16 protein-coding genes are annotated in these 19,831 nt (G+C 53.4%); 4 read left to right on the top strand and 12 right to left on the bottom strand.

Going from position 1 to position 19,831, the window contains the following annotated elements; genetic code table 11:
• Window positions 1-739: 739 nt before the first annotated feature.
• Window positions 740-2,293, bottom strand: a complete 1,554-nt coding sequence (locus tag SBI19_RS27060) for a FumA C-terminus/TtdB family hydratase beta subunit (protein ID WP_317972643.1) — start codon at window positions 2,291-2,293, stop codon at window positions 740-742.
• A gap of 121 nt (window positions 2,294-2,414) precedes the next feature.
• On the opposite strand from SBI19_RS27060, the gene yfbR reads away from it, so the two are divergent.
• Complete coding sequence (yfbR, locus tag SBI19_RS27055) at window positions 2,415-3,029, top strand: 5'-deoxynucleotidase (protein WP_317972642.1); 615 nt, start codon at window positions 2,415-2,417, stop codon at window positions 3,027-3,029.
• Window positions 3,030-3,066: 37 nt separating this feature from the next.
• Here the strand turns inward: yfbR and SBI19_RS27050 are convergent, their stop codons facing one another.
• The 11 genes from SBI19_RS27050 to SBI19_RS27000 form a co-directional block, all read right to left on the bottom strand.
• On the bottom strand, window positions 3,067-3,288 hold the full coding sequence (locus SBI19_RS27050; protein WP_317972641.1) for a hypothetical protein: 222 nt from the start codon (window positions 3,286-3,288) through the stop codon (window positions 3,067-3,069).
• On the bottom strand, window positions 3,288-4,472 hold the full coding sequence (locus SBI19_RS27045) for a Ger(x)C family spore germination protein (protein ID WP_317972640.1): 1,185 nt from the start codon (window positions 4,470-4,472) through the stop codon (window positions 3,288-3,290). Before SBI19_RS27045 ends, SBI19_RS27050 begins: the two co-directional genes overlap by 1 nt.
• The gene (locus SBI19_RS27040) at window positions 4,469-5,581 is read right to left on the bottom strand and encodes a GerAB/ArcD/ProY family transporter (protein WP_317972639.1); all 1,113 of its coding nucleotides are present in this window, start codon (window positions 5,579-5,581) and stop codon (window positions 4,469-4,471) included. The genes SBI19_RS27045 and SBI19_RS27040 overlap by 4 nt, the downstream gene beginning before the upstream one ends.
• Before the next feature lie 23 nt (window positions 5,582-5,604).
• Entirely contained in the window at window positions 5,605-7,173 is a 1,569-nt protein-coding gene (locus SBI19_RS27035) for a spore germination protein (protein ID WP_317972638.1), read from the bottom strand.
• A gap of 196 nt (window positions 7,174-7,369) precedes the next feature.
• Entirely contained in the window at window positions 7,370-7,684 is a 315-nt protein-coding gene (locus tag SBI19_RS27030; protein WP_317972637.1) for a hypothetical protein, read from the bottom strand.
• The gene (locus tag SBI19_RS27025) at window positions 7,612-10,512 is read right to left on the bottom strand and encodes a DEAD/DEAH box helicase (RefSeq protein WP_317972636.1); all 2,901 of its coding nucleotides are present in this window, start codon (window positions 10,510-10,512) and stop codon (window positions 7,612-7,614) included. Before SBI19_RS27025 ends, SBI19_RS27030 begins: the two co-directional genes overlap by 73 nt.
• Window positions 10,509-12,089, bottom strand: a complete 1,581-nt coding sequence (locus tag SBI19_RS27020; RefSeq protein ID WP_317972635.1) for an SWIM zinc finger family protein — start codon at window positions 12,087-12,089, stop codon at window positions 10,509-10,511. The genes SBI19_RS27025 and SBI19_RS27020 overlap by 4 nt, the downstream gene beginning before the upstream one ends.
• Before the next feature lie 144 nt (window positions 12,090-12,233).
• Window positions 12,234-13,994 carry a sensor histidine kinase gene (locus SBI19_RS27015; protein WP_317972634.1) on the bottom strand — a complete coding sequence of 587 codons (1,761 nt, stop codon included), beginning with the start codon at window positions 13,992-13,994 and terminating at the stop codon, window positions 12,234-12,236.
• A gap of 28 nt (window positions 13,995-14,022) precedes the next feature.
• Window positions 14,023-14,706, bottom strand: a complete 684-nt coding sequence (locus SBI19_RS27010; RefSeq protein ID WP_317972633.1) for a tetratricopeptide repeat protein — start codon at window positions 14,704-14,706, stop codon at window positions 14,023-14,025.
• Window positions 14,707-14,832: 126 nt separating this feature from the next.
• The gene (locus SBI19_RS27005) at window positions 14,833-15,849 is read right to left on the bottom strand and encodes a zinc-binding alcohol dehydrogenase family protein (protein ID WP_317972632.1); all 1,017 of its coding nucleotides are present in this window, start codon (window positions 15,847-15,849) and stop codon (window positions 14,833-14,835) included.
• Between the two features lie 85 nt (window positions 15,850-15,934).
• Window positions 15,935-17,428 carry a tagaturonate reductase gene (locus SBI19_RS27000; protein WP_317972631.1) on the bottom strand — a complete coding sequence of 498 codons (1,494 nt, stop codon included), beginning with the start codon at window positions 17,426-17,428 and terminating at the stop codon, window positions 15,935-15,937.
• Window positions 17,429-17,559: 131 nt separating this feature from the next.
• Between SBI19_RS27000 and SBI19_RS26995 the strand changes: the two genes are divergently transcribed.
• The 3 genes from SBI19_RS26995 to SBI19_RS26985 all read left to right on the top strand — a co-directional run bounded on the left by SBI19_RS26995 (window position 17,560) and on the right by SBI19_RS26985 (window position 19,741).
• Window positions 17,560-18,426: a helix-turn-helix transcriptional regulator gene (locus SBI19_RS26995; protein WP_317972630.1), complete on the top strand. Its 867-nt coding sequence runs from the start codon at window positions 17,560-17,562 to the stop codon at window positions 18,424-18,426.
• A gap of 276 nt (window positions 18,427-18,702) precedes the next feature.
• Window positions 18,703-19,638 (top strand): ArsR/SmtB family transcription factor, encoded by a 936-nt coding sequence (locus tag SBI19_RS26990; RefSeq protein WP_317972629.1) that lies wholly within the window; start codon window positions 18,703-18,705, stop codon window positions 19,636-19,638.
• Window positions 19,613-19,741, top strand: coding sequence for a hypothetical protein (locus tag SBI19_RS26985; protein ID WP_317972628.1), 129 nt, complete (start codon window positions 19,613-19,615; stop codon window positions 19,739-19,741). The genes SBI19_RS26990 and SBI19_RS26985 overlap by 26 nt, the downstream gene beginning before the upstream one ends.
• The last annotated feature ends 90 nt before the right edge of the window (window positions 19,742-19,831 follow it).

The following is a 19,831-nucleotide window of genomic DNA, read 5'->3' as shown; positions in this document are numbered from 1 at the left end:
TCCCTGCGGGACACGCTCTACGGTTGGTGCACCTGCTGGGTCATCCCTTCGGGATTTAACACCTCTATAAGTGTTATAAATACTATTGTTTGTCCCTGCGGGACGAGCTTCTTTAATCCTATATTTAAACTTTATTGACACTACCCCGCCCAAACCCTCCCCTTCAAAGGGGAGGGCTCCAGAGGGCATCTGCCCTCTGGACTCCCTGAAGGACTGGTCTAGATACGACGACGGGATTGGGTATGCTGGGTTTGTCTAGGCCGGTTCGCACGTATGCACACGGTTCGTCGCTCCCTTGTTTGTGCGTGCTGGCGCTCGCTTTCGTCCCTGCGGGACACGCTCTACGGTTGGTGCACCTGCTGGGTCATCCCTTCGGGATTTAACACCCATAATCGTATGGAACCATTACTAAACAAAAACCAAAAGCTAAGCATTCGGGACTTGTCCCTCGAATGCCTAGCTTTTGGTTTTTGTATTGCTTTTCAATTCAGCTCTCAGATCCCGAAGGGATCCATAGGGCAGGTGCTCCAAAAATAGAGTGTGTCCCAGAGGGACGAAAGCGAGCACCTGCACACAGCAACTCAGGCGCATCGAACTGTATGCTCACGTGGACACGTCCCTCGGTCACAACCCAATGAGCCCCATCCACTCAACGTCCCTAGACCAGTCCTGCGGGGGAGTCCAGAGGGCACAACCCACCCAAACCCTCCCTTGAAAGGGAGGGTTTGGGTGGGTTGAATTATTTAAATACCGTCGCTTTAAACTGCTCCAGCTTCTCGCGCGAGGATTGTTCGACTTCAGCGTGAAGGCTGTTGCCGTGCGAGTCCATCGTGACGATCGCCGCGAAGCCTTCGGTTTGCAGATGCCACATGGCCTCTGGAATACCGAACTCCTTCAGGAAGTGAACGTCGTTCACCTTCTTGAAGCATTCTGCGTAATACTGCGCTGCGCCGCCGATTGCGTTCAAGTAAACGCCGCCGTGCTCTTGCAGTGCCTTAAGCGTCTTCGCGCCCATACCGCCTTTGCCGATAACGGCGCGGATGCCGAACTTCTTCATGACATCGCCTTGGTAAGGCTCCTCGCGAATGCTCGTCGTTGGACCAGCTGCCTTAACATGCCAGCCGTTGTCGTCCTTCAGCATAACCGGTCCGCAGTGATAGATAACGCCGCCGTTCAGATCGATCGGGGAATCGTTGTCGATCAGGTAGCTGTGCAGCGCATCGCGGCCCGTATGCATTTCACCGTCGAGGATGACAATATCACCAACGCGCAGCTCGCGAACTTGCTCCTCCGTCAGCGGCATCGTCATCCGGAACTCGCGGCGCTCGCTAGCATCCGTTGCTGCAACCTCTGCTGCTTCGCCCGCTTCCGTGCCTGCATTCATCGGCAGCTCAGAGCCTTGCGGATAGATCCATTCCTTCAGCTCGCCCGTTGCCGCATCCAGCAGCACGCCTTGACGGCGGAACGCCCAACAGTTGTACGCGACGGAGACGAAGAAGCTTGCTGGCAGACGATTCATCACGCCGACTTTACAGCCGAGCAGCGTAACCGCGCCGCCGAAGCCCATCGTACCGATGCCAAGCTTGTTGGCATTGTCCATCACATATTCTTCAAGCTTACGCAGCTCTTCGTTCGAGTTCGTGTCGTCGACACGACGGAACAGCTGCTGCTTCGCCAGCTCGTAACCTGTCGTCCGGTCGCCGCCGATGCCAACGCCGATGAAGCCCGCGCTGCAGCCTTGGCCCTGTGCCTGATAGATCGCATGCATGATGCACTTGCGAATGCCGTCAAGATCGCGGCCAGCCTTGCCGAGTCCTTCGATCTCCATCGGGAGGCTGTATTGAATGTTCTTGTTCTCGCAGCCGCCGCCCTTCAGAATGAGGCGCACATCGACGTCTTCCTTCTCCCATTGTTCAAAATGGATTACCGGCGTACCTGGTCCAAGGTTGTCGCCCGTATTCGACCCCGTAAGGGAGTCAACGGAGTTCGTGCGGAGCTTGCCATCCTTCGTTGCGCGCGCGATCGCATTGCGAATCGCCGCCTTCATCACGATCTGATTCGCGCCGACTGGCGTATGCACGATGAATGTTGGCATGCCTGTATCTTGGCAAATCGGAGATACGTTGCATTCCGCCATTTCGATATTGGTCGCAATCGTCGACAAGGACAAGCCGGCGCGCGTCGCGCGGTCCTCTGCCTCCTGCGCTGCTTTGATCGCGACGCGAACGTCGCCTGGTAGATTCGTAGACGTTTCGACAATTAATTTGTACACGCTATCTTCAAAATGCTGCATAATCGTATGATTGCTCCTCTCTAGTCGCTTAAACCACTAAGCTTTATAATAGCATAGATGGACAACGACGGGTACGAGCGGATCAGCGAGATATTTGAAGAAATGAAGGGACTGAGCCAGCATGGAGAGCGATTTTTTTGCTTATATGTACCGATTGAAATATATTGAGCGTTGGAGCCTCATGCGCAACACGACGAAAGAAAGCGTAGCAGAGCATTCGTTTCATGTCGGGCTGCTTGCCCACATGTTGTGCGAGATCGGCAACGCCATCTTCGGCAGATCGCTAAACGCCGACCGCGCGGCTGCAATGGCACTCTTTCATGATGCAACGGAAGTATTCACCGGCGACATTCCGACACCGGTCAAGCACCACAATCCGAAGATGCTCGCAAGCTTTCGCGAGATCGAGGCAATGGCCGCAGAACGGCTGCACAGCATGGTGCCACAGCCGCTGCGCGGCGCATATGCCTCCCTGCTCGGCATTCATGATTCGTCCAGTCCGCCGAGTGAATCCGAGCAAGAGCTGCATGCGATGCTCAAAGCCGCTGACCTGCTGGACGCTTATCTCAAATGCGTCTCCGAGGTCGCATCGGGCAACCGAGAATTCGCCGTCGCCAAGATGGAGATCGAACAGAAGCTTGCACAGCTTGCGATGCCGGAAGTCGATTGGTTCCTTGATCGACTGGCGCCAGGACTTGGCCGAACGCTGGACGAGCTAAGCCGAGACGATGATTAGCATCCCTTTTTCAAAATTTCAAACTCCAATCCAATATTCAAGGCTCCACCAGCCATGCCAGTGGTTTAAACACCGCCATCAGCAGCTGCGTAGGACCGGGCGTATGCGGCAGGTTCAGAGCGGACATTCCCCATCCGAGAAGCAGGAGACAGATGAAAGCCACCCGATCTTGAGGAGGCTTTCTTCGCATCTTCGGCCATTCCATGAACCCTATCGCGATAACCGCTAATGTAACGCCGATCCAGAGTCCGTACCTCATTACTCGATTACCTCTTCCTTCGGCATTCCGCCAGGTGCTTGAATCAGACCGGAACGAGTGATATGTGCCATTATCTCTGTCTTTACTTCCACTTGCGGGAACCGCTGATCCCAGTTCTTCTTCTCTCGCTCCCACAGCTTCGGATATTTGCGATGATACGCGCCAGCGAAATCGAAGATGTCAGCGTTGAACTTGTGCTGCGCTTGATTCAGACATAACTCGATCCGTCTTCTGACAGCTTCTTCGAATGCTTTATCCATTTTGGATAAAACGGTAGGATCAGCAGGGTTATAGGCTGTCTCATTTTGCACCATATCGCCTTCAACATGCGCTTTGATCTTCATTATCCACTGATCGCCGCGAATCGAAGGCACAAGCTTTATTCTGGCTCTAATCGGCTTAAGGGAGATAAGCCCTTCTGAATCATCCTTCATTCCGAAGGTTACCGTATATTCGCCGACTTCATTGGTAATCCACATCATCCCGCGCATGACCTTCTCCGACATGGCTCCGACCATGCGATCGTCCTTCATGATCGCAGTGCCGTATATATAGGGAATGGTCTGTTGCGGTTCTGCCGATTTGCTCTTCTTCAGAATGTGAATATATGGAATCGCAAACGCCTTCGATTCACTAATCAGCTTAATGCTCAGCTGTTCGAGCGTAAGTTTGAAGCCAAGATTCATATCCGATAATTCGCGAAGCACTTCTGCGGAGGTACGTTCAAGCGGAGGGAACAACTCAAGGGAATCCGCTGCCCTGCCATCGCTTACGAATACATAGGATCTTTCACGCGGCTGCGGATGGCGTATAAGGAAGTCGACAGAATCCTGTATCCCTTTCTTTGCTACCTCATGACTAAATATGAATATTTTGCACTGGCCCCAGAATAGCTTCCTCGGAAGCCTTCTCTGCAGCTTGGACAGAGCATCCGCGATATTGGTGCCTTGCGCATGTCGTACAGCAGTATCCCGACTCGCGCCGCCCCCGCCAGTTCCGCCAACGCCGCTCAGACTTCGTGGCAGCTGAAACTGGATCGTTGTGACGATCTGGTTATTCTCTCCTACATCGAGTGCCAATGCGGTGACCAGCGACAAGTCGTTCAGTTCTATTCGATCCCAGCAGCCAGTCAGCATGACAATTAAAGGAATAAGCAAGGAAAAGCGAATGAGACGCCTGATCATCGTCCGTTAACGCCTCCTTGGTTCGTGCCCCTTCGACCGGTCAACCATGCAATAAGGAGCAGCAGCAGGGGTATAACAATCATAAATAAGGGTATTTCGAATACGCTGATCTTCTCAATCAAGCTTTGGATAGCCGCGATGTTGGGCAAATCCCATATTCCGAAAACGGCAGCCAGGATGGCGATCGGGAATACTAGAGACCGAAAATCCGAGATACCGAAAGATTGGCTGAAGCTAATGACTGTCGCATACAGAACCACGCTTTGCTTCACAAGATTGCCCATAACCCACATCGCAAGCAGCAGAGCCTCCAGATTTTCAAAAAATCCACCGACGCTCATGTAGCGAAATGCCACCAGAACAGGGTACGTTTTATTACTTGTATCGGGTCCAAGCAACAACAAGACCACGAGGTCAATCAGCAGCATGCTGATTCCAATCATGCCTAATGCCGCATACCCCCATTGTTTGGCTTTCTTCTGATCCTTTACATAAGGAAGTAAAAAGGTGATGAGAAATAACTCGCTCACCCAGCTTTGAGGAACGAACGTCGCCTTCATGACAGGAACCATACCTTGACTCAGCATCGGCAGTATATTCGTCCAATTCAGATCCGGTATCAACAGCAGCAGGAACAGAAGCGGCATCATGAAGAGGACAGTAAAAATAACAGCGCTCTTCGCCAAAACGTTGACACCGCCCCTTACGGCACAGGCTGCCAGCAGGAGCAGCGAGCAGCTGACAAACATCATAGGCGTATCAAATAGAAAGCAGCCCTTGACGAATTCGGCATATTCCCTGGATATGACGCCCGTAAAATGAAGGAAATAAATAAAGTACAGCAAGCCGATCAGCTTGCCGAATACCTTGCCGACGATACGTTGACCGCTCTCGATAATCGTCAAGCCCGGAAACCGCGTGTGAAGGCTTGTCGCAAGGACTATGCTGATTACGCCCGGAATCATCGCAAGGATGCTCGACATCCAGAAGTCGTAAGGGGCATATAAAGATCCCAGCGCCGGAAGCACTAAGAAGCCGGTTGCCATCACAGTCGTATAGAGCATGAAGGATAGCTGTATCGGTAAAATCGTCTCTTTGTCCTGCACCATTATCCCCCGCTATTCATGAATGATTAGCTTTCGCCTTCCTGCTTAGTCCCCGTCGTTTGTTTCACGGGCTGCCGATGCGATACGGGCTGATCATCATATAATTGGGGCCGAGTATCAAGGGCCCACCAAGGCGCTCGGATGAGAATATCCTTCAACTCCTTGAACTTAGGCGTTGCAATCGTCTGAAGAAACGGCATACCGAACGACTTAAGCGCACACATATGCAGTACAATGGCGATAATCCCCATCATAATGCCGAGCAGTCCTAATGTACCTGCTAGAATAATAAGCGGAAAACGCAGCATTCGTATGGCAATCCCCGTAACATACCGCGGAATCATGAAAGAAGCGATCCCTGTAATCGCGACGACAATAACCATCGGCGCAGATACTAGGCCGGCTTGAACCGCAGCCTGTCCAACGACGAGCGCACCGACGATACTGACGGCTGCACCAACCTGCTTGGGCAGTCTCAAGCCTGCTTCGCGCAGCGCCTCGAATGTCACTTCCATCATGAGCGCCTCGATAAGTGCCGGGAATGGTACAGGCTCACGTGCAGTTGCCATGCTGCTTAGCAATGATCCGGGCACCATCTCTTGATGGAAGGTGAGTACTGCTACATACAAGGACGGCAGAAGGAGAGACATGATGGCAAAGAAATAGCGGAGCCAACGAATGACCGTGCTTACCCAGAATCGTTGATAATAATCTTCGGGAGATTGCAGCAGCGTAAATAAGGAGATCGGCGCGATCAAAGCATAAGGGCTGCCCTCCGTAAGAATGGCCACCCTTGCTTCCAACAGTGACGCGCAAACGACATCCGGTCTTTCCGTGCTTAGCAGCTGGGGAAACGGCGAACGAGGCGTATCCTCGATCATTTCTTCGATGTAGCCGCTCTCGAGTATGCCATCGATATCAATGCGACTCAGCCTTGTCCGGACTTCCTGCAGCAGCGATGCGCTTGCCAGTCCTTCGATATAAGCGAGTATCACCTTGGTCTGGGTATATTCGCCCAGCGTAATCGTTTCAAACTTCATGAGCGGGCTTTTGATGATTCGCCGAAGCATCGAAGTATTGACCCGAAGCGTTTCAGTGAATCCTTCCCGAGGTCCTCGAATCGTCGACTCTGCCGCCGGTTCTTCAATCGATCGCTGTTCCCATTTGGACAAACTGCAGGCCAGCCCAACCGCTTCTTGATCGCGCAGCAGGATTGGCAAGCCGTTTGATATCGCGCCTATGCAATCCCCCATAGTGCTTACTCTTTTTTTATCCGATACACTAATTCGCTTCTCTGCCAACTGGAGCAGATTAGCTTCTTCCACTTTCTGTTCGTTCATGAGAGGAGTCATTATAAATTTCTCAATCCCGCTCGTATCGGACAAACCGTCAATATAGATGACTGCAGCCTCAATTTGGCCGCCGATCGCAAACTTGCGTACAATGAAATCCGAACAACTCGTATAGATCGCCTGAAGCCGCTCAAGGTTGACTGCGAGCGCAAGATCCAGCGGCTGCTTCTCCTGTTCCGACAACTCGCGGCGGGTCCGCGGAGAACGAGAGGCCGAGACCTTTGAGTAATATCGTGTTCGCATGCTCCTCGCCTCCTTCCCACGTCGTTTTAAGACACAGTTGTTTCCATTTGTTAGAATGTTCCGTTGTGCTCTTATTATGCAAAATTTACAAGACGGATCTGACGCAGCGCACAAAAAAGGCTGAGCAGACGATTCATCGTCTGTTCAGCCTCTGTGCCTTCTTATTCAACTAGCTCTATTGCAATACAAAAAAGCGTTATTCCGATCCTGTCTCCTCCGGCTCACGCAGCCTCCGCATCGAATCACGGACGGCCGCGTAGAATGGACGCCATGCGGGCAACGCATCTGCTGGACCAGGCGCATCTTCGAACGCAGCATTCTGCTGCGAAGTTTGTTCTTCTGCCTGTTCCGCAGCAATCTGCTTGTTCTGCTTTTGCTGCTCATCCTCTGAACGTTCGATCTCATTCGCCCCCCTGCCTGCCGTGCTTCCGGCCTTATTTAACGCCCGAACCGATCCTTCCGAAGCGCGAACAGTTCCCTTAGCTCGTCGGTCGACATCTCCGTCACCCATTGATCAGTCTGGCTTACGATCTGATCATTGAGCGTCTGCTTGCGATCGATCATCTGATCGATCCGTTCTTCGAGCGTACCGAGCGTTACGAATTTGTGTACCTGCACCTTCTTCGTCTGGCCGATCCGGAACGCACGGTCGGTCGCTTGATTCTCGACTGCCGGATTCCACCAACGGTCGAAGTGGAACACATGATTCGCGGCGGTCAGATTAAGACCTGTACCGCCAGCCTTCAACGACAGCACGAACGCACAGCCGGGCTTCGACGTATCCTTGAATCGTTCGATCATCGCATCGCGCTGCGCCTTCGGCACCCCGCCATGCAAATATGGAACTGGCATACCTGTACGCTCTTCCAGCAGACGCTTGAGCATCATGCCCATATCGACGAACTGGGTGAAAATAAGGCAGCGCTCGCCTTCGGCCGCAATCTCCTCGACCATCTCAAGCAGCCGTGCCGTCTTGTTCGAACGCTCCGAATCCCATTCCGTACCGGTCACTCCGTCGCCGAGCAGCAGCTGAGGATGATCGCACAGCTGCTTCAGCTTCGTCAATGCCGATAGAATACGGCCTCGGCGGCGCATCGGCCCTTCTTTGTCCAGATTATCGAGCAAATCCGATACGATGTTCTCGTACAGCGCACCTTGTTCCGCCGTAAGCGATACGTACATCTTCGCTTCGCTTTTATCCGGCAAAGAATCGATAATGGTCGGGTCGCTCTTCACCCGCCGCAGCATGAAAGGCCGCGTCCAGCGCTGCAGCCCGGCTATCGCCTCCTCATCGCGCGTCCGCTCGATGGGCGCAATGACATGCTGGCGGAACTCGCCCAGCCTGCCCAAATAGCCTGGGCTGATGAAGTCAAAGATCGACCATAACTCGGTCAATCGATTCTCCATCGGCGTGCCAGTCATCGCAATGCGATGATAAGCATGCAGACGTCGAATCGAAGCCGACTGCTTCGTGTTTACGTTTTTAATATTTTGCGCTTCATCCAGACACAGAACGTTCCATTCGACCTGACCCAGCTCATCCTCATCAAGCGGGACGAGGGAATAAGACGTAATGACGAGATCCGCTTCGGCTGCGGCCGCCTCGAACGCTGCGCCCTTGTCGCGCTTCGGACCATAATGCAGCATAACCCGCAAATCGGGTGCGAACCGTTCGAGCTCCTTTTCCCAGTTGCCGATAACCGACGTCGGACAGACGAGCAGCGAGGGACCGCCTTTGCCGGCCCCCTCTTCGAACCGTTGCTTAATATAGAGCAGATAAGCGGTAAATTGGACAGTCTTGCCCAGTCCCATGTCATCCGCGAGAATTGCACCTAACCCAAACCGTCGTAGAAAAGCAAGCCATGACACGCCTTGATGCTGATAGGGACGAAGCTCCCCATGGAACGTCTGCGGAATGTCGACATTCGGAACGCCATTCGCCTGCTGCAGCTGCTCCAGCCACTTGGATAGGTGACTGTTCAGCTCTACCTCGGCAGCCAGCGAAATGCCGTCATCTTCATCACCATCAGTGAGCGGCGATGTCCCGCGAAGATGCATCTCCAGTACATCGCGCAGCGTCAGCCCTTTGCGCTTGCCGACCTGCTTCATCCACTTCTTAATCCGTTCCACATCGGCAGGCTCGAGATGCACCCATTCGCCGCCGACACGCAGCAGCCTTCGGTTGTCAGCCGCCAGCTTCATGAACTCCGCCTCAGACAGATCCAGATTGCCGACAGCCAGCTTCCAGTCAAACTGCACCAGCTCGTTCAAGCCGAACATCGGCTGCTCGGCCGAACCGACGGATGACTTCATCTTCGCCTTCAAGCGGAACTTGCGCGAGCGAACAGTCTCCCACCAGGAAGGCAGCAGCACCGGGCAGCCCGTCTGCAGCAGCTTCAAGCTCGTCGATTCCAGGAAGGTGTACGCTTCATTGTCTGACAGCTCCGATCGCAGAGTGCCATCGCTGTCGATCAGTTCCGGAGCGGTCGTCTGCCACTTGCGGCGCTCGCGGTCCAGCCGCTCCTCCAGCAGCGGAAGCCATTCCTCCGGCAGCAGCTCTTCGCTGCTGATCGACACATAACCGCCAGCACCTCTATCTTCAAGCGGTATCCATGCTCCTCCGTCTCGATGCTGAACAGCAGGACGGAGCCGCCAGCCATGCTCTTCATTCGGCTCAGTCAGCTGCAATGCTGTACGGAACGGGAACAAGTCCTTCCGTATGCCCGCAGCCACGAGCCAATCCTCTTCATCTGCCGCACCGCCGCGCAGCACAGCCGAACCGATGCCGGACAACGTCGAATGCCATGCCGAAGTAACGGATGGATCTGTCTCGATGAGACCATTCACTGCCGACGTCAGCCATTCGTCCATTGCACCAGGCTGTCCCGCTTCATCCCATTGCTGCTGGAGGTTATGCAGCCGCTCCGCAGCCTCCGGATCTGAGGCAGGGGCATCGGGCCGCCAAGCCGGCGCTTCCGCTGTCCAACGTACGCCATCGGGCACGAACCAGCCGTTCTGCAGCGAATCCCACAGCCATACGGCCGTATCCCGCAGCCGCTCTCCATCCGGCGTCCAGCCGTAATGGAGCATTCGGACGGGCTTCGGCAACGACAGATATTCAAGAGCAAGCAGCGGCGGCAGCAAAATCATCGTCCGGCCGAACGCTTCTTTCTTCTCGATGTCCGAGCCGTACCAGGATGGCGCATGCCAGGCGAACAGAAGACGCTTCAGTCTGCCGGCATAACCGTTATTCTGACGCTCCTCCATCACATACACGCCTTCGCCGGAAGCCCAGCGGGCATCCAGCATGAGCGGCGCTGTCGTATCTAATCCTCTCATGGGCGTATATTTCCTTTCGCCATTTCTTCCTGCAGCGCACGCAGACGATGGTACTTATCATTAAGCGACTGTACATATCGGCCCCATTGCTGATGCCGATTCAACGCCTTATACAGCTTCTCCAGCTTCTTCATTAACTTGACGGCATGCTTATAGCCTTGCCGATTGCGAGCGAGTATCGCTTCATCAATCGCCTGGTGAAAAATCGGCAGCAGCGACTGCGGCGATGACTTGGCAGCCTCGCGCACATCCTTGGCATCCAGTTCATCCGGCGACATGCCCATCAGCAGCTGCAGATCGGCCCATTCCTCATAGCGCCCCTGCTCCATCCAATGATCAGCAAGCGAGCTGTAAGAGAACGGCAGCAATGCCGTCATCCAATCTGCCCACTTCGAATTGCCAGGCTGCGCCTGATCGGCTTCACGGCACAAGAACAAGAACGGGACAAGCGCCCGCGAATTGGCTCCCTTCGAGCGGCGCTCGAAGAAGAACGTCATCCAGATATCGAAGCTTTCCCAATTGCGTTCCGTAAGTCGCGTCTGCGCATACATCTGCACGAGCGGTTCGATCGGATCGATCGGCGCTCTTGCCAGTCTGGCAACTGCTTCCGCATCTCTTCCCTCGAACATATCAAGCGCAGCTAACGCAATCGCAGCAAAATGGCTTCCCCGCTTCGTTACATCGGAAGGCGCGGCGCCTGCATCCTGTTCTTCAAGCCTTGCACGCTCATCCGCGCGCCAATTATCATCATCCAGCCTTCCAGACGTTAGGCTGAGGTATAGAAAATCCCATCGGAACAATTCATTGTCCACATCTCCGGCTTGATTCCGCGCGAAATCCGTTACCGTATCGAACCAATCGAACTGCTTCGATTCCCATTCCCGCCAATGTTTCTGCTCCGCCGCCAGCGACTCGAACTGTTCAATCCATGGCTCAGCCATTCGGGTGAAGCTCATTTGCTGATAATATTTGCTGAATGGATCAACGAGCGAGAACGCCTTCTCCGCCTGCTTCAGCGTGAAGAGAATAGCGAGCATCCATTCATATTGTTGAATCGTCTTATTCCAGTCTCGCGCAATTCCTTTAAGCCCCTGCAAGACCGATTGCAGCGGATGCAGCGAGTAACGGCACTGCTTCCATGCTTCGCCGTACTGCTCCTCCATCTGCGCCGTTATGCGCCGGTGATCCTCGGAGGCAAGCCCCGCTCTAGCGGTTGGCGTATGCTTCTCCGGCGCAGTGGACAATCCCATCAGGCGGCGTCTCGCATCCTCTGGCGTTCGTGTTCCCGATTTGTCGCACGCGGCGAAATAAACGGCAGCCATATGCTTGCAGTGCTCCGTATTCGGACAAGTGCAAGTGCTGTAGTTAAAGTCGCTTACGTCGAGCATAACGCTGTACATATCCGAGCCGCGAACAGCTCCAATGAGCGTATCGCCATCCATCAGCTTAATGTATTGAACGCGGTCTTTTGTATAATAATCCCAACCGCGATCTACGACAGCCGGGGACAGATGTTGTGCAAGCTCTGTTTCGAGTGCGAGCAGCAGCATTTGTTCGGTTTGGAATATGGAGTCCATGCACCCACTCCGTTCATCTGACATTCGTTTTATTATACCATATTTGCCGCTTGTTTCGCTTAGGCGCCAACATGAATTGCGAAAACAACAACAAAGGCCGCCCGCCAATTCCGTATTGGCGAAGCAGCCCTATTGCAATAAGCCTTAATAATGCGGCAGTCGTACGGCAAACACGATAAATCCGTCTTCGTCCACTTTGACCTGCAGCGTTCCTTTATAAGAGGTCACAATCTCTTTCACGATCGGAAGACCAAGTCCTTGGTGAACGCCTTTCTTCGTCGAATAACCTTGATCGAACAACTTGCCCTCCTCAGCAATCCGTGACGCATCATCGCATGTATTGCGGATGACGAACTCCAGATTGTTATCGACCAACACCCCTTCGAGTCGGATAATCCGCCGCTCCTCAGGATATTTCATCACTTCATCGAACGCATTATCGATCAGATTGCCGATTACCCGCGTCAGATCAAGCGACTTCATCCCGAAGTCCAGCTTATCAAGTCCATGGAAGCTGTTCTCGAAGCGTACCTTCTTCTCCTGCGCTTGCGCGAGCTTCGATCGAATAAGAGCAGCAATCGCCGGGTTGCCGATATTAATCATCTCGTTGGTGAGCTGGATTTCGCCGGTCAGTTCCCTCATGTAGTCCTTCAGCTCGGCGGTTTTGCCAAGGTCGACAAGCGATTGAATCGTCTGTACATAATTGAGAAAATCATGCCGCTGCGCCTTGACGGACACGAGCAGCTGGTTGATTTCTTCGACATACGTGACCTGCGTCTCCTTCACGACCTCGTTGCGGGAACGACGGAAGTAATTGAGAATCAGCACGACGAGCAATACGCTCAGTACAGTGAGGAATGTAATGATAAGTCCGATATTCAGAAACTGCGCATCGAGCGAGTCCTGAACGAATTGATAGTCCGATACGATCGTTAGAATGTAACGGTCTAGCGAATTCCCTGCTTTATCAAGCACGCTCGACCCCTTTGGAATCTGGACGGGGATATACGTTTTGAGCACATGGGTGTCATTCGAGATCGCATTCACAGTCACAATTCGATTCAATTTGTAAGCCTTATCGACGTTGTTGACATCGTCCTTCAGCTTATACGTGTAATCACCGTATATGATCGGCGCCTGCGTAATGTGTTCGACCCACTCGCCGTTACTGTTCTTCGTCAGAACGGGCTTGCCTAGCGAGAACGTATCTGGGTTAACGGCTGTAATCTCCAATAAAGAAGCATTGTCTTCGACCGCCCGCTTAATGAGACGGTTGACGCCTGTCGCATCTTCATACTGCTTCATCATATCGTTGCTAATGTAAGGATCCAGCATATAGTTCGTGGAGCCATCATAGTAGTATCCCCACTTATATACCTTCTCTACATCCGTAGTCGCAACTTCATACGGTCCGGTCCAGAAGTGTTTCAGCGCCTGCCCCCATTTGACCGATACCGGTCTCAGCTCGAACAGCTGCTGGAAAGCTTGATACCAGGGATCCCACGTCTTGGAGCCGGCGCCAAGTTCCTTCGGATCCGACGACCTCTCGATAATAATATCGTCCTTCTCCTCGTCGGGGCGGAACAGTGAGATATGATTGACGTCCAGCTTCGCCGCCAGCTCGGTAAGCTGCTCATTCGTCACTTTCTCGATATCGGGATCGAGCGCGTACTGCGCCGCAATGGAGACGGCCCGAAGCTCGCGGCCTATCTGGTTCTGGAACACTTCGCCGCCAAGCCGCGACTGTTCGATCGACAGCTGAATCTGCTTCGCTACGGCGAGCATCTCGTGTTTCATGCTATTCTCAAGCGATCGTTTCGCCGTGAAATAATAGATCGTGTTATTCGCTCCGATAAGGAGCATTAATCCAATAATTGCTACTACCCATTTCCTGCGCCGCATCATGATAGTCCGTTGCTCCTCTATGAAGAAATTAGCCCATCAAGCGGCTCCAATAACTGAGCAATGCCCAACGCCGCTCCTCTCTTCTTTTGTATCGCGGAAGCATCCGATACAGTCTAGCGGACTCCTCTAGCGCACGCTTCGCTTCCGCTTTGCGGCCCATCAATTTGTTCAGCTGTGCTAGACGGTAATATCCTTCACAAGAAGAGGTATGAATCTGTTGGAAGGCTTCGATATCGTGAAGCGCTTGCACCGTATCCCGCGTACTGTTCATCGCGGCAAGCCGCAGATAGGGCTGCCCGTATTTGACGCGCGGATTAATCGACAATGCCTGACGAATTGCCGATTCGCCCGCCTCAGGCTCGCCTGTTCGGAGAAGACAGGTGCCCAGATCATCCCAGTATTCGGCCGATTGTTCGACTGCTTCCCGGTCGCGCAGCGGCTCCAGAAGCTCGCGGGCGGCGCGGAAGCTTTTCTTCTCGATCAGCAGCTTGGCAAGATCAAGCTTCGAAGTCAAATCATTCGGATTCATATCAAGCTGATGACGCAGCTTGCGAATTCGTCCCATCCGGCGCAACGGCTTGACTAGACTCGGCGACAACCCGATAAATCGGCGGTCAATAATATACAGAATGACAATCATAGCAATAAATGCCAAGATTGGGTTGCCGAAAATCGACCATAATAGTCCGAACAGTAAAAACTTTCCGAACATAACAAGCCTCCCGATTCGTTCTAACTGCCTTTTCACCCATCATAACACAGGAGCAGTCGTTTACGGGAGATAAACAATGAATAAGAGGAATCCTGTCGAAGGATTCCTCTTATTCATTGCTGCTTACTATTCGAACTGCACCATTGCCTTCACGACGCCCGCTTCCGGCTGCAGCCATGACTCGAAGCGATCGACTAATTCATCGAATTCGCATCGATGCGTAATGTAGCCTGTCGGCTCCACTGCGCCGCTTCTCACAGCCTCTACGACAGCTGCAAAGTCTTCCATCGTCGCATTCCGACTGCCGAGCAAAGTCAGCTCTTTCTTATGGAAGTCCGGATCGTGGAACTTAATGTCCGCCTTCACTAGTCCGACATACACAACCGAGCCGCCATGCGAGGCATATTGGAACGCTCCCTCCATGGAACGGACGCTGCCCGTCGCATCGAAGACGACGTCAGCCAAATCGCCGCCTGTCAGCGCTTCAAGCCGCTCAAGCGGAGCCTCGAGCGCGTTGATCGTCTCATCGACCCCAGCCCAGCTGCGGCAGAACGCCAGCTTGTCTTCTTGTATATCCATCGCGATGACTCGAGCGCCGCGCGACTTGGCGAATGCCATGACGCCCAGTCCGATCGGCCCGCCGCCGATGACGAGCGCTGTATCCCCCTGCTTAAGACCGGAACGACGAACGGCATGCGCGCCGATCGCAAGCGGCTCAAGCGCGGCCGCTTGATCAAGCGTCAGATCGTTCACGACAAGCAGCTGCTTCGCCGGAACGACGAACCATTCACGCATGCCGCCGTCCGCATGAACGCCGAGTACGGAGATCGAAGTGCAGCAATTCGATTTGCCTTTGCGGCATGCCGCGCAGCTCCCGCACGCAACGTACGGAATAAGCGCTGCTTGATCGCCTGCAGCAATGCCGTCCACTCCATCGCCGATCGACTCGACCACACCAGACAACTCATGTCCGAGAATGCGAGGGTAGACGAAGAACGGCTGGTTGCCGCGGTAAGCATGCATATCCGTTCCGCAAATGCCGACCCGCGCAACGCGGAGCAGCACCTCGCCTGCCCCTGGCTCCGGTTTGCTCGTATCTGTCTGAATGAGCCGATTCGGCTCGAGGCATACAATTGTTTTCATCTAACTAGTCACCTTCCCAGCTTCATTCATGTATGTACAGCAGTAAATCTATCTATATCGCTCGGAGGCAGCACCATGCTGTCGCTTATCGCTGCTCGTTCTCCCACTGTTCCACAAACGCCGTTACGGCAGCCGATACGTCTATTCCAGCAATCGTACGGATATCTTGTCCCCACCAGTCGGCGCGAGACAGCACTTCGTTCACCGCTTCGGCAGAACTTCCGCCGCTCCATGCTGCAGCCATCGCTTCCAACACTGCTGGATCATCACGAACCGGAAGCAGGGTACCGTCGAAAGCCACGCTCGCATAACTGCCATCCGTCTGCTGCTCGACGTAATAGAGACGAATAAGTGCCGCCAGCCCGCGAATGAGACCTTCCGGCAGCGTCTGGTTATTCTCGATATAAGTCACGAGCGTCGGGAGCAGACGCGCCTTGAACTTGCTCACACTGTTCATCGCAATGTCGAGCAGCCGGTGACGAATGAACGGATTCAAGTAACGGTCATACACATCATTGGCATAAACCGTGAGAGAGGCTTCATCTATAGGAACAGACGGAATAATTTCACTTGCTACAGTTGAGCGAACCCATTGACCGAGCGCTGGATCTTCCATCAGTCCGCGTACATGCTCAGCGCCTGACAGCAGACCGATTGGCGTCATAAGCGTATGTGCGCCGTTCAGAATACGCACTTTGCGCAGCTGATAAGGCCTCAGATCATCTGTCCATACGACGTTAAGACCTGCTTGGACCAAAGGAAGCACGCGTTCCAGCTCTGGTTCCGCCTCAATCGCCCAGAAGTGGTACGGCTCCGCGGCATTCAACATGGCATCACGGTATTGCAGCTTGTTCTGCAGCGCTTCGGCATCATCCGCAGGATAACCCGTTACGATTCGGTCAACAAGCGAATTCAAGAACCGATTGTGCACGGTCACCCATTGCTGGAACGATTCGGACAAGCCCCAATCCGCCGCGTGCTTCAGCACGCATTCCTTCAGCGTATCGCCATTACGTTCGAGCAGCTCGCACGGCAGCATGATGAGACCCTTGTCCGCAGCGCCGCCAAATGCCTCGAACCGGCGATGCAGCAGCAGCGTCAGCTTCGCAGGGAAAGGTTCCGCCGGCTGCTGCGGCGACCAAGGCGTCTCGATATAGCGCAGACCAGCTTCTGTCGTATTCGATACAACCACTTGCAGCTCCGGCTCCTCCGCCAGCGCCATGAAACGATCCCATTCGAGATACGGATCGATAATGGCGTTGAATACAGCAATAACTTCCGTTTCATCAACAGGCTGACCGTTCATTAATCCCCGGATCAGCTGCGTATATAGGCCATCCTGCTCCTTCAGCTCCGCCAATTTCTTGCCGCCTGATGGTCTAGGCTGCGTAACAGCAACGCCTCCATGAAACAAGCCCTTGGTACGGCACTGTTGAATCATCCAATCTGCGAAGCCTCGCAAGAAGTTGCCTTCCCCGATCTGCAGCACTCGGATGGGCTCCGACTTGACGGTTGCAAGACGCTGCCGTGAAGCGTCGTCTGCAGTCAGGCGGGACAATCGGTCCAACGTTTCGAGCACATTCCGTCTCCCCTTCATTTTCTTTTTGTTGTTTCTATTGTATCATCATGATCAGACGTAAAAGTATGGTTTCGGTGCGAAAACATGCTCAATTTTGATCATCGAATCTACTCGAAGGGAGCGATCAGCTTATGAAGCCGCTGCGCAAATCGTTCGACGCGACCGGCCTATTCCCGTTCGCCCTCAATTACCGCGATACGAAGACACCTCAGTTCGAGCTGCCCGATCACGTGCATGATTGGCACGAGCTGGTCTACGTGCACAGCGGCAGAGGAACGTTCTTCATCCAACATACCGTATACGAAATGAAGGCGGGCGACCTGTTCGTTATCCCGTCCAATACCATGCATCGCGCCATGCCCGACGGCGAACAGCCTGTTACTTCAACAGCCCTTTTCTTCAGTCCGACTTTCATTAAGTCGCCGGCATTCGATGAGCAGTGGCAGCCCGATCAGCTGTTTCAATCCGGGATGTATCTGTTCGAGCTTGCTGAGACCGATCGCGAACAATTCGAGGAATCGCTGCGTTGCATGAAACACGAGCTGGACAGGCAGCCGGAAGGCTTCCGAACAGCCGTCTGGCTGAAACTGCTGGCCGTGCTTCATCATACTTGCCGCTCGCAAGCCATTAACCGCAGCAGAACGCTGCGTGCATCAAGCGGTCCCGATTGGCTGGATACGATCCTCACTTATGTTGAAAGCGAACAGAGCAAGGATGGCGGCGACAAGCTTTCTCTCTCGTCGTTGGCGAAGATCGCAAACGTGAGCGCGGCTCACTTCAGCCGTGTGTTCCGTCAGAAGACAGGCATGAACGTCACCGATTATTTGACGACAAGACGAATTATCAAAGCGAAGCAGCTGCTCGCAGCGACAGATGACAAGGTGAGCTGGATCGCGACTGTATGCGGCTTCGACAGCATGACTTATTTTCACAGGAGCTTCAAGAAATATGTCGGCATGTCGCCAGCGAAGTACCGTTCGTCGCACACCTTGGACTGAACGTTTTCTAAACGTATAAATTAAACGGGCAAAAACAGAAAATTCACCCCGATTTTGCTTTGTATATATGTGAAGTTATTAATAAATATGTTATGATAAATATATCGTTGTCTCTCGAACAGACCCAAAATTATGTCCTTTAATGAGAGCGCTTCATATTGTGTCATTGCTAGTATTTGGTTTATATTGTTACTATGATGTTCTTCCAATTGTTATCTAAAATTTTGGTGCTTCGGCTATTTGACGATTTTATTCGAATATAGGAGAGTCATACTCATGAAAATCGATACAACCCCGCACTCGCTGCCGATATACGAAGCGCTGGCAAGCAATGTACGGCTGCAAGTCATTAACCTGCTGGCGCAGCAGGACATGAATATTAAAGAGCTTGCTCAAGCGCTCGGCCTCAGCAGCGCAATTATGACGATGCACGTGAAGAAGCTGGAGAAGGCCGGCATCATCCAAGCGACGATGATTCCGAGCAAAGGCGGCATCAAGAAGGTGTGTTCGCTTGTTGCAGAAGCGATTACGATCGACTTCCCGCGCAAGGGCGAATGGTCGCCAAGCCGCTCCTATCATCAGACGATCGTATCGGTCGGTCACTATACCGACTTCCAGATCGAACCGACTTGCGGCCTGGCAACGACGGAGAAGGTTATCGGCGAGTTCGACGAGCCGCGCTGCTTCCTCGACGCCGAGCGGTTTAACGCGAAGATTCTGTGGTTCGGCTGCGGCTTCATCGAGTACAAAGTACCGAACTACCTCCTGAAGAACGAGACGCCGGAAGAGCTCGAAATCTCGATGGAGATTTCGTCCGAGGCGCCTTTCACGAACCAGAACTGGCCGTCCGACATTACGTTCCATCTCAATGGCGTAGAAGTCGGCACATGGACAAGCCCTGGCGATTTCGGCGGCAAACGAGGCAAGTATACGCCGGACTGGTGGTGGGATGAAGTGAACCAGTACGGTCTGTTGAAAGTCATCAAGGTAACGGACCAAGGCACATTCATCGACGGCAACCAAATCTCGAACGTTACGATCAAGTCGCTTAACATTCGCGAGAAGCAGTGGAACTTCCGCATCAGCGTCAAGGAAGATTCTCCGCATGTCGGCGGCGTTACGCTGTTCGGCTCCGGCTTCGGCAACTACAATCAGGATCTCGTGTTCAAGCTGTACTACCAGCAGCATGAAGAACCGCAAGCGGCAGAATAAGCAGCTGCCGTCCCATACGAATCGCAACCCGCGTGACAACAACAGCCTCATCCTCTACCGTACAGCCGGAGAGGATGAGGCTGTTTTTATGTACTTGGACTAATGGAACAACAAACTTCAATCCATAATAAAAGCGGCAGTCTCGGACCTCTTGCGTCCAAGGCTGCCGCTTGTCATTCCATGCAACGTCGTG

Source organism: Paenibacillus sp. CCS19 (assembly GCF_033239625.1).
GTDB lineage: Bacteria > Bacillota > Bacilli > Paenibacillales > Paenibacillaceae > Paenibacillus_T.
The sequence above is the reverse complement of the archived record's forward strand: the minus strand, read 5'-3'. Positions and strand labels throughout refer to the sequence as shown.

What these genes read in the sequence shown, in the direction of transcription:
- SBI19_RS27025 (WP_317972636.1), bottom strand. Translation starts at nt 10,512, where the DNA reads ATGAGAGGATTAGATACGACAGCGCCGCTCATGCTGGATGCCCGCTGG.
- SBI19_RS26995 (WP_317972630.1), top strand. Translation starts at nt 17,560, where the DNA reads ATGAAGCCGCTGCGCAAATCGTTCGACGCGACCGGCCTATTCCCGTTC.
- SBI19_RS27045 (WP_317972640.1), bottom strand. Translation starts at nt 4,472, where the DNA reads ATGATCAGGCGTCTCATTCGCTTTTCCTTGCTTATTCCTTTAATTGTC.
- yfbR (WP_317972642.1), top strand. Translation starts at nt 2,415, where the DNA reads ATGGAGAGCGATTTTTTTGCTTATATGTACCGATTGAAATATATTGAG.
- SBI19_RS27040 (WP_317972639.1), bottom strand. Translation starts at nt 5,581, where the DNA reads ATGGTGCAGGACAAAGAGACGATTTTACCGATACAGCTATCCTTCATG.
- SBI19_RS27020 (WP_317972635.1), bottom strand. Translation starts at nt 12,089, where the DNA reads ATGGACTCCATATTCCAAACCGAACAAATGCTGCTGCTCGCACTCGAA.
- SBI19_RS26985 (WP_317972628.1), top strand. Translation starts at nt 19,613, where the DNA reads ATGAAGAACCGCAAGCGGCAGAATAAGCAGCTGCCGTCCCATACGAAT.
- SBI19_RS27060 (WP_317972643.1), bottom strand. Translation starts at nt 2,293, where the DNA reads ATGCAGCATTTTGAAGATAGCGTGTACAAATTAATTGTCGAAACGTCT.
- SBI19_RS27015 (WP_317972634.1), bottom strand. Translation starts at nt 13,994, where the DNA reads ATGATGCGGCGCAGGAAATGGGTAGTAGCAATTATTGGATTAATGCTC.
- SBI19_RS27035 (WP_317972638.1), bottom strand. Translation starts at nt 7,173, where the DNA reads ATGCGAACACGATATTACTCAAAGGTCTCGGCCTCTCGTTCTCCGCGG.
- SBI19_RS26990 (WP_317972629.1), top strand. Translation starts at nt 18,703, where the DNA reads ATGAAAATCGATACAACCCCGCACTCGCTGCCGATATACGAAGCGCTG.
- SBI19_RS27005 (WP_317972632.1), bottom strand. Translation starts at nt 15,849, where the DNA reads ATGAAAACAATTGTATGCCTCGAGCCGAATCGGCTCATTCAGACAGAT.
- SBI19_RS27030 (WP_317972637.1), bottom strand. Translation starts at nt 7,684, where the DNA reads ATGGGTGACGGAGATGTCGACCGACGAGCTAAGGGAACTGTTCGCGCT.
- SBI19_RS27010 (WP_317972633.1), bottom strand. Translation starts at nt 14,706, where the DNA reads ATGTTCGGAAAGTTTTTACTGTTCGGACTATTATGGTCGATTTTCGGC.
- SBI19_RS27050 (WP_317972641.1), bottom strand. Translation starts at nt 3,288, where the DNA reads ATGAGGTACGGACTCTGGATCGGCGTTACATTAGCGGTTATCGCGATA.